This window comes from uncultured Veillonella sp. (assembly GCF_905209685.1).
In the GTDB taxonomy this organism is placed as follows: domain Bacteria; phylum Bacillota; class Negativicutes; order Veillonellales; family Veillonellaceae; genus Veillonella.
In genome coordinates, this window is record NZ_CAJLUB010000011.1 from 20,217 (window position 1) to 29,941 (window position 9,725).

The following is a 9,725-nucleotide window of genomic DNA, read 5'->3' on the forward strand; positions in this document are numbered from 1 at the left end:
TTTCTAGTTAAGTACAGGTTTAACTTTGATGTGAATTTCACCATTATCAACAGTTAAGCTTTCAGCTTTCACAGGAATTGGGAAGTTATTAAAGTTATAAACTTCTGTAGCCTCTAATACATTAGATGTCAAACCTGGGATAGTAGCACCATTAATGGTGAACTTTTTAGGTGCGAATAGTAAAGTATTATCCTTTAATTCTAAGTTGCCATCTAATTTAACAGAACCTTTAAATACCATGCCAACATTCATATTACCAGTTAAGCTGATGTTATCTTTATTGATGTTTACTTTTACATCTTGAATTTCACTACCAGCTTGAGTACTTAAGAATTTAGCCAAATCTTCATTAGTCACAGTACCTTCGATACTAGAACTACCTACACTTACTACATCAATTTCTTGGCTAGCCAATAATGAAATTGGATTTACAAGAATTTGTGTTGCATCATAATTGAAGTTTGCAAAGTTTAATTTACCAAGTTTTACATCATCTAAAGAACCATATACATGATCAGCTTCACCATAGAGTAATTTAAATCCTGGTTGAGACTCAACATTTACTGTTTGAGAAGATGGTTTTAGTGAATCATTTAACTGTTTTTCAATACGGGAACTAATATAAGAAGGTAATAAAAATTGAGTTGCTGCTGCTAAAGCAATAATCAGCACTAATAGGAATAGTAAAAACTTTTTCATAAGAACTCCTAAATTGTTAAATTCGCTTCTTTTTTCAAGAAACCTTCCATAAATTGATCTAAATTACCATCCATAACGGATTGTACATTCCCTGTTTCAACCCCTGTGCGATGATCCTTAACGAGATTATATGGGTGGAATACATACGACCGAATTTGACTACCCCATTCAATCGCTTGATAGGTACCACCAATTTGCTCTTTAAGTTCTGCTTGTTTTTCTAATTCTAATTCAAATAATTTGGCGCGCAATAATCGTAATGCTTGTTCCCTATTTTGCATTTGAGAACGTTGAGTTTGACACTGAACTACGATACCTGTTGGCCTATGCGTCATACGTACAGCAGAATCTGTTTTATTGATATGCTGACCACCAGCACCACTAGCTCGGTATGTATCTACCTGTACATCTTTCATATCAATATTGATTTCTACTGTATCATCGATTTCTGGCATTACATCAACAGCAGCAAAGGATGTATGACGACGTGCAGCAGCATCAAATGGTGAAATACGCACTAGACGATGTACACCTTTTTCAGATTTCAAATAACCAAAAGCATTTTCACCTTTAATTAAAAATGTAGCAGATTTTGTACCTGCCTCATCACCGGGTTGTTCATCCATCAATTCAATAGAGAATCCTGCTTTTTCAGCCCAACGTAAATACATGCGAATCAGCATGGAGCACCAATCTTGAGCCTCTGTGCCACCTGCACCAGCATGGAATGTTAAAATCGCATTATTAGCATCATATTCACCACTAAGCAATAAAAGAACTTCTTGTTTTTCTACAGTTTCTTCTATTTGTTGAACATAATCCTTGATTTCACCTTCCAAAGAACGATCATCTTCCTCTATTGCCATCTCAAGCATTACATTAGCATCTTCAATATCACTAACAAGTTGTTTATAGCTTTCTACAGCATTTTTCAATTGTGTGGCTTCTTGAGAAATCTCACGAGCCTTGTCTGGGTCATCCCAAAATGTAGGGTCGCTCATTTGCACATCGAGTGTAAAGATTCGATCTTCTTTCTGAGCAATGTTAAAGTGAATCCCTCATTCCATAAATACGTTCTTCTAGATTAGAAATAATAGGTTTTAAATCTTCTAACAATTTATGTTCACCACCTTTAACTTATTAGCTTATTACATCGATAAACTATCACCTTAATAAAATAGAAAAATGGCCGTTGCCCAGAAGGAAATCCCATTGAGCAACGTGCCATTCACAAATCTTAATCTATGTTTTGTGGCTCCAACACATCTTCATGATGGGGTTGTGCACCTTCTAAGTGGTCAACTGGTTCTTCAATTTCTTGAATCAATTGTGCACGAATTTTGTACAACGCCATGATTGTTTCATCTTGGATAGCAGCAATCATGTTTTGGAACATATCAAAGGCTTCAAATTTATATTCCACCAATGGATTTTTTTGGCCATATGCACGAAGACCGATACCTTCACGCAACATATCCATATTATCCAAATGTTCCATCCATTTGTTATCAACAACGCGCAACATAATAGCCTTTTCAAGCTGGCCAAACATAGCATCACCAAGCATATCAACGCGATCTTGATACTCAGCATGAGCAATTTCAAGCAAGCGTTCTAATAATTCTTGACGACTATATTCTTCCATATCTTGAGGAGTCATAATATCTTCGGTTAAGAAATATTGACTCAAGTGCTTGTAGAGACCTTCGTAATCCCATTCTTCTGGATATAATTTCTCATCTGCATAAGCATCTACAGATTCAGTAACAAGTTTATCAATCATTTCATTGATTGTGTCACGTAAGGACTCATTACGTAAAATACGACGACGTTGTTCGTATAATACTTCACGTTGTTGATTCATAACATCATCATACTCGAGTACATATTTACGAATATTATAGTTATGATCTTCTACTTTCTTTTGAGCACGTTCAATAGATTTAGTAATCAAAGAATGCTCAATAGGTTCATCCTCTTCCATGCCAAGTTTATCCATAATGCCTGTAATATTGTCAGCACCAAAGATACGCATCAAATCATCTTCTAAAGATAAGAAGAATTGAGAGGAACCTGGGTCACCTTGACGACCAGCACGACCACGCAACTGATTATCGATACGGCGACTTTCATGACGTTCAGTACCTAAGATGGCCAAGCCACCTAATTCAGGTACACCTTCACCTAATGTAATATCAGTACCACGACCTGCCATGTTTGTAGCAATTGTTACCATGCCCATTTGACCAGCATTGGCAACAATTTCAGCTTCTTTTTCATGATGTTTAGCATTCAATACTTTATGTGGTACGCCTGCACGTAATAACATATCTGAAAGCTCTTCAGATTGTGTAATAGATGTAGTACCAATCAAAATAGGTTGACCAGTTTGATGTCGTTCTACAGCATTACGTACTACGGCACGATATTTAGCAGCCTTAGTTTTAAAGATTTGATCTGGCAAATCTACACGGGCTAATGGTTTATTTGGAGGAATAGGCAATACTTCCAAACCGTAAATATCGATGAATTCTTTTTCCTCAGTCTTAGCTGTACCAGTCATACCAGCAAGCTTTTTATACATACGGAAATAGTTTTGGAATGTAATAGAAGCCAATGTTTGACTTTCACGTTCAACCTTCAAGCCTTCTTTAGCTTCGATAGCTTGATGTAAGCCATCAGAATAACGACGACCAAACATCAAACGACCTGTAAATTCATCGACGATAACAACTTCACCATCTTTAACTACGTAATCAGTATCGCGATGCATCATAGCATAAGCACGTAAAGATGCACCAAGTAGATGGTTTAACTCGATGTTTTCTGCATCATACAAGTTTTCAACACCAAGCATTTTTTCGACTTTTGCGATACCAGAATCAGTAGGTGCAATAGTCTTTTGTTTTTCATCAATTGTATAATCTTCATCTTTTACAAGATGAGGAACAATTTTAGCTAACTTGTAGTAATTATCTGTGGAACGTTGACCAGGACCAGAAATAATTAATGGAGTTCTCGCTTCATCGATAAGAATAGAGTCAACTTCATCGACAATTGCGTAATTCAATGGACGTTGTACCATTTGAGATACATCAGATACCATGTTATCGCGCAAATAGTCAAAACCAAACTCATTATTTGTACCATATGTAATATCACATGCATATGCTTCTTTACGTTGGTTATAATCGAGATTAGCCACAATAAGACCTGTAGAAAGGCCTAAGAAGTTATATAAACGACCCATTTGTTCACTATCGCGAGTAGCCAAATAATCATTTACTGTAACAACATGTACGCCGTTACCTGTCAATGCATTTAGATATACTGGCAATGTAGCAACTAATGTTTTACCTTCGCCAGTACGCATTTCTGCGATATTACCTCTATGAAGGCAAATACCACCGATCAACTGCACATCAAAATGACGCATGCCTAACACACGTTTAGATGCTTCGCGAACTACAGCAAATGCTTCTGGCAAAATGTCGTCTAACGTTTCCCCTTTTTGCAAACGACGTTTAAACTCATCGGTTTTTGCTACTAAGTTAGCATCACTTAATTTAACATAATTCGGTTCAATTTCATTAATATGATCAGCAATAGCACGCATTTTTTTAATTTCTTTTGCGTTATTATTGCCTAATAGCCTTTGTAAAAAGCTTAACAAACAAATCACTCCTCTATAGGACATCTTACATTATTTTATCTAATTTATTATAACGAAAATGCCTTGAATAGTCAAAGAATTCAAGGCATTTCACGATTATTTATAGCATTTTATAAAAAAGGTGGATGACTCAAAATGGTCATCCACCTTGATATAATAATCGGCTGATTTAAAAAGTAGAAAGGAGTTAGGATTATTGTCAGCCGATATTATAGGTTATTGTAATTCTGGCTCAATCAAACCATAGAATCCATCATGTCTACGATATACTACGTTCATTGCTTCTGTTTCAGCATTGAAGAACATAAAGAAGTCATGGCCAATAAGATTCATTTGTAAGATAGCTTCTTCTACATCCATAGGACGTACTGCAAAGTGTTTCCGTTTTACAACTTCGATAGTTTCCTCTTCTACAGGAGCTGCTAAAGCTTCAGGATGGAAAGCTTCTTGTTTTTTGAAGCGTTTTGCTAAACGAGTTTTATGTTTATGGATTTGACGTACGATCTTGTCTATTACTAAATCAATAGCTGCATACATATCATCGTTTGTTTCTACACCGCGAAGAACGATCTTATCAACGAAGCATGTAAGTTCAACAGTAGATTTATCTTTAACAACGGATAAAACCGCTTGTGCATCTAACTCATCATCGAAGTAACGAGTTAATTTGCTCAATCTTTTTTCGATGTATGCTCTTAGAGCATCTGTCACTTCAATGTTTTTACCTCTGATTGCTACTTTCATAAGTCAACACCCTTTCTAAAAATCATCCACGAGATACGAGTGTGTAGTAATTTTTTACTTATCTCTCGTGTTATATTTAGTATTTCTACATCAAGGTATAAAACTCCTCTTTTTTTCAAAAGAATTTTTATATTTTTTGCAGAATTATAAATATTATTTCCAGTAACAATCGAAAAACTCCAATATCATGCGATATCGGAGTTTCTTTATATGTTGCTTTTATGTATTTTTTGGTATGTTATTACGCTTTTACAACGTTAGCAGCTTGAGGGCCACGGTTACCATCAACGATATCAAACTCTACATTTTGACCTTCTGTCAAAGATTTGAAGCCTTCGTCTTGGATCGCAGAGTAATGTACGAATACATCGCTACCGTCTTCACGTTCAATAAAACCATAACCTTTTTCTGCGCTAAACCATTTTACTTTACCTAACATGGTAACATCCTCCTAAAAATATATATATTGTCTTACTGTCTTGCACTACACTTGTATCATAACACAGCATGTATAAAATATCAAACAATAATATTAACACTTTTAATGAATATACAAATATATCTTATTGACAATTCATCCCCTAAAAACTACTTTAAAACCTTTATTTATCTATATTATAAATATTTCCGAACAGCACATTAAATTATTACATAATTTTATAATCATAAAAATATATGAATTAAAAATTATTACTCCAAAATATATATGTATAAAATTTTTATATATCACAAATATTTATAGCGATAATCGTATTTTATAGATTAAGAAAAGCCTAAAAGCGCTTATTTACAAGGGTTGAACAGATACGGATAAAATAAGTCATCAAATATATTAATAGATATAAATCGATTCATATATTAAGAAATTTAATATCTACAAATTTGGTTATCTTTAAAAATACAAAAAAAAGGAAGCAAACTCTGAATTTCAGAACTTACTTCCTTTTATGTTAGAAAATATTATTATAAAATTTTCGACAAGAACAATTTTGTTCGCTCATTTGTTGGAGCATCAAATACCTTTTCAGGAGTATCATCTTCTAAGATTAATCCACCATCAACGAATAATACGCGGTCAGCTACTTCTTTAGCAAAGCCCATTTCATGAGTAACAATAACCATCGTCATCCCTTCTTCTGCGAGAGACTTCATTACATCTAGAACCTCACGAACCATTTCTGGATCGAGTGCAGATGTAGGTTCATCAAATAGCATAACTTTTGGTTTCATCGCTAGGGCACGGGCAATAGCAACACGTTGCTTTTGACCACCAGATAAGGAATCAGGATATGCATTAGCTTTATCTCCTAACCCAACGCGATCAAGTAAAGCTTGTCCGATTTTCTTAGCTTCATCACTAGAAGTTTTACGAACCTTAGTTTGAGCTAATGTTAAATTTTCCATTACAGTCATATGTGGGAAAAGATTAAAGTTTTGGAATACCATCCCTACTTCAGCACGAACTTCATTGAGTTTAGACTTATCAGAAAGATCCATACCATCTACAATTACCTTACCAGATGTAGGCTCTTCTAAGTAGTTCATAGTACGCAATACTGTACTTTTACCAGAACCAGATGGACCAATTATAACGACAACTTGACCTTTTTCTATATGTAAATCAATGCCCTTTAATACTTCATTTTTACCAAAGGATTTATGTACATTTTCTAATTTAATCATTTAATGCTATATTTCCTTTCAAGGTAACCAACTAATTGTGAAATTGTTACTGTCATAATAAGGTAAATAACAGCAACTGTACCCCAGATTTCAAAGGATGCATACGTTTTAGCAATGATTAATTGACCACGACGTGTCAATTCTTCGAAACCAATTACAGAAACCAATGAGGAGTCTTTCAACATAGCAATAAATTCATTACCCAATGGTGGGATAATTGCTTTGAAAGCTTGAGGCATGATGATATAACGCATAGTTTGACCCCAAGTTAAACCAAGAGATCGACCTGCTTCCATTTGACCTTTATCGATAGACTGGATACCAGCACGGAAGATCTCAGACACATATGCACCAGAGTTAATACTACATGCGGTAACAGCTGCAATAAATGGATCAATACGTTGTCCTGTAATCATTGGCAAAGCAAAATAAATCAAGAAGATTTGTACCAATAACGGTGTACCACGAATGATATCTACATAACATTTTGCTAATAATCTAACTACAGTAAATTTAGATAAATTTGCTAAGGCTACTAATAAACCGATAAAGAAACCACAGCCAACAGACATAGCTGTAATTTCTACGGTTACAAGTGCACCTTGTAATAAGAGCGGTAAATTATCCGCAATTAACCCCCAATTAAAACTCATGATCTCTCCTATTATTTAAATTCTACCACTACTGGCATATCAGCAGGTGCATCTACATTAAACCATTTTTTATATAATGTATTAAATTCACCATCAGCCTTCATATCTGCAATTGCTTTATTGATTTGTTCTTGTAAATCTTTATTATCTTTATTAATTGCTAAGCCCAAATATTCTTTTGTATTTGGATATGCCATAAATTTAATATGTTGATCTGGATGTTTAGTACTGTAATATTGAGCCACTGGCAAATCAATAACAGTTGCATCAGCACCACCATTTTGTAATTCTAACAAAGCTTCATTACTATGGTCAAACTCTTTTACAGTAGTACCTTCGATTTTATGGGCTAAATCTGCACCAGTAGTACCTAGTTGAGCAGCAATTTTCTTGCCTTTAAGATCGTCAAGAGATGTGATATTTGCGCCATCTTTATATACTACAGCAAGGGCATTTTCATAATATGGAGAAGAGAATAATACCTTTTCACTTCTAGCTTTGGTAATCGTCATACCAGATGCAGCTACATCAATATCATGTGTATTTAAAGCTGGAATCAAAGCATCAAAAGCAACATTCTTAAGCTCTACATCTTTATTGATACGTTTACCAATGGCACGAATTAAATCAATATCAAAGCCTGTGTAGTCTTGAGTTTTTTCATCTTTAAATTCAAATGGTACAAATGTGGCATTAGTACCAACAATGAGTTTATTAGAAGTTGTTTGTGTAGAAGATCCACAACCGCCAATTACAGTACCGGCCATTACTAACATACAACCACCAATGATTAATTTTTTTAACTTGCTATTTAACATCGAATCATCCTCATTTACTAAACTAACTATTTTTATTCCACTAGTATACCACTTAGTATAATTATGTCAACAATTTTGTATAGAATCATCCTGAATATCAATTAATCACTATATTTATATTTTATTTTTATACACTGATTGTATATTTATAACAACAATGTATAAAAACTTTCCCATAAGAATCGGTATTTTCACCATTTTTAAATATACAAATGTATAAAAAGAAAAAAGCACATGAGAAAAGCCTCATGTGCCCGCATACGGCTGACCTGGTCTTTGCCCCCACACTCGCCTGCTGGAGGGTTCGCTCATAAGTCCGAGACTCCCCACTACTACCCCTCTCGGTTTTACCGGCAGGACTTACACCTAAGCCGCACCATGCTCACAACCCCTTGGGTTGCTTATGTGGATCGTTTCGCCTGCGACTGGCATCGACTTTCAACCACAGACCCGTATAGACGTATTATAAAGAATAACAGTATACATGTCTAGATTTATAATTATATATACATTCTTAAAATTAATAAGACGTACCTATTAAATTATATTTCCGAACATAGCATCGTTCAGTTCTCATTGAAATGAGAATAAATTTTGCAACCCCTTTTTTGGTATGTATAGAAAATTGTCATAGAAAACCTAAAATATTCTTCATATTATTTTAATATTTATAAAATTAGTTTTTCTAGGTACTATATTTAGTACATTCCTAAAATGTCAATTATTTTTAGTATGCCAAATATGAATACAACATGTATAATAGAACATACGTATCATACACAAAATATTATTTATGGTGTATAATTTGTATACTATTAAATAAGAACGGCCTAAAGTTGTACGATATGAACATAAGTACGAGGGGTTGTACCATATGTTCTACATGTTAGTTAAAGGGGTTTATTATGTTTATGTTATCATTAATGCAACCATCTGGGTTGTACGAACTGGAGAAGGACAGTTTAGAAGCCATTAGCGCTCAGCTTTTGCAGATGATACAAATGAAAAGCTATCATCTGTACACTCATTCTATCCAAGTTTCAAACTATGCAGTTAGTATTGCTGCTAAAATGGGTTTACCGTTAAATGAAATTGAACAAATTCGCCATGCAGCATTACTTCATGACGTAGGACTATTAATGGTACCTAATGCATTAATCCAAAAATCTCCATATCTTAATAAACAAGAAATGTCCAAGTATAAGCAACATGCTGCAAGTGGTGCGAATATGATCGAAAACTACCCTTGCTGCCAACAAATCTTGCCTTATATTCGTTACCACCATGAAAAATGGGATGGCTCTGGTTACCCTAAACATTTGCGTGGTGCTAACATCCCATTAGGAGCTAGAATCATTGCTGTTGCAGATTATTATGATACAACAGTTAATCCTTCTACAGAATTTTGGGCAAAAACAAAAGCTAAAGCAAAAGAAGAACTCTTTAGTGCATCCG

Annotated in this window: 9 protein-coding genes; 1 reads left to right on the plus strand and 8 read right to left on the minus strand. The window is 34.5% G+C overall.

What is annotated here, in order from left to right:
- Positions 1 to 3: 3 nt before the first annotated feature.
- The 8 genes from QZ055_RS02085 to QZ055_RS02120 all read right to left on the minus strand — a co-directional run bounded on the left by QZ055_RS02085 (position 4) and on the right by QZ055_RS02120 (position 8,270).
- Positions 4 to 699, minus strand: coding sequence for an LmeA family phospholipid-binding protein (locus tag QZ055_RS02085; RefSeq protein ID WP_005386841.1), 696 nt, complete (start codon positions 697 to 699; stop codon positions 4 to 6).
- An 8-nt stretch (positions 700 to 707) separates the two neighbouring features.
- Positions 708 to 1,815, minus strand: a protein-coding gene (gene prfB, locus QZ055_RS02090) for a peptide chain release factor 2 (RefSeq protein WP_227721318.1) whose coding sequence is annotated in 2 segments (ribosomal slippage) — positions 708 to 1,757 and positions 1,759 to 1,815 — 1,107 coding nt in all. Because the reading frame shifts where the segments join, the coding sequence is not laid out codon by codon here.
- Between the two features lie 121 nt (positions 1,816 to 1,936).
- Complete coding sequence (gene secA, locus QZ055_RS02095) at positions 1,937 to 4,372, minus strand: preprotein translocase subunit SecA (protein WP_126413452.1); 2,436 nt, start codon at positions 4,370 to 4,372, stop codon at positions 1,937 to 1,939.
- A gap of 216 nt (positions 4,373 to 4,588) precedes the next feature.
- Positions 4,589 to 5,116 carry a ribosome hibernation-promoting factor, HPF/YfiA family gene (raiA, locus tag QZ055_RS02100; RefSeq protein WP_005386845.1) on the minus strand — a complete coding sequence of 176 codons (528 nt, stop codon included), beginning with the start codon at positions 5,114 to 5,116 and terminating at the stop codon, positions 4,589 to 4,591.
- Between the two features lie 241 nt (positions 5,117 to 5,357).
- Positions 5,358 to 5,555: a cold shock domain-containing protein gene (locus tag QZ055_RS02105; RefSeq protein ID WP_005386847.1), complete on the minus strand. Its 198-nt coding sequence runs from the start codon at positions 5,553 to 5,555 to the stop codon at positions 5,358 to 5,360.
- Between the two features lie 524 nt (positions 5,556 to 6,079).
- On the minus strand, positions 6,080 to 6,799 hold the full coding sequence (locus tag QZ055_RS02110) for an amino acid ABC transporter ATP-binding protein (RefSeq protein WP_005386848.1): 720 nt from the start codon (positions 6,797 to 6,799) through the stop codon (positions 6,080 to 6,082).
- Complete coding sequence (locus tag QZ055_RS02115; protein WP_105089103.1) at positions 6,796 to 7,452, minus strand: amino acid ABC transporter permease; 657 nt, start codon at positions 7,450 to 7,452, stop codon at positions 6,796 to 6,798. Before QZ055_RS02115 ends, QZ055_RS02110 begins: the two co-directional genes overlap by 4 nt.
- Positions 7,453 to 7,463: 11 nt before the next feature.
- Positions 7,464 to 8,270 (minus strand): basic amino acid ABC transporter substrate-binding protein, encoded by an 807-nt coding sequence (locus QZ055_RS02120; protein ID WP_105089102.1) that lies wholly within the window; start codon positions 8,268 to 8,270, stop codon positions 7,464 to 7,466.
- Between the two features lie 905 nt (positions 8,271 to 9,175).
- Between QZ055_RS02120 and QZ055_RS02125 the strand changes: the two genes are divergently transcribed.
- A partial coding sequence (locus QZ055_RS02125; protein ID WP_295824335.1) for an HD-GYP domain-containing protein occupies positions 9,176 to 9,725 on the plus strand: 550 nt, incomplete at its 3' end.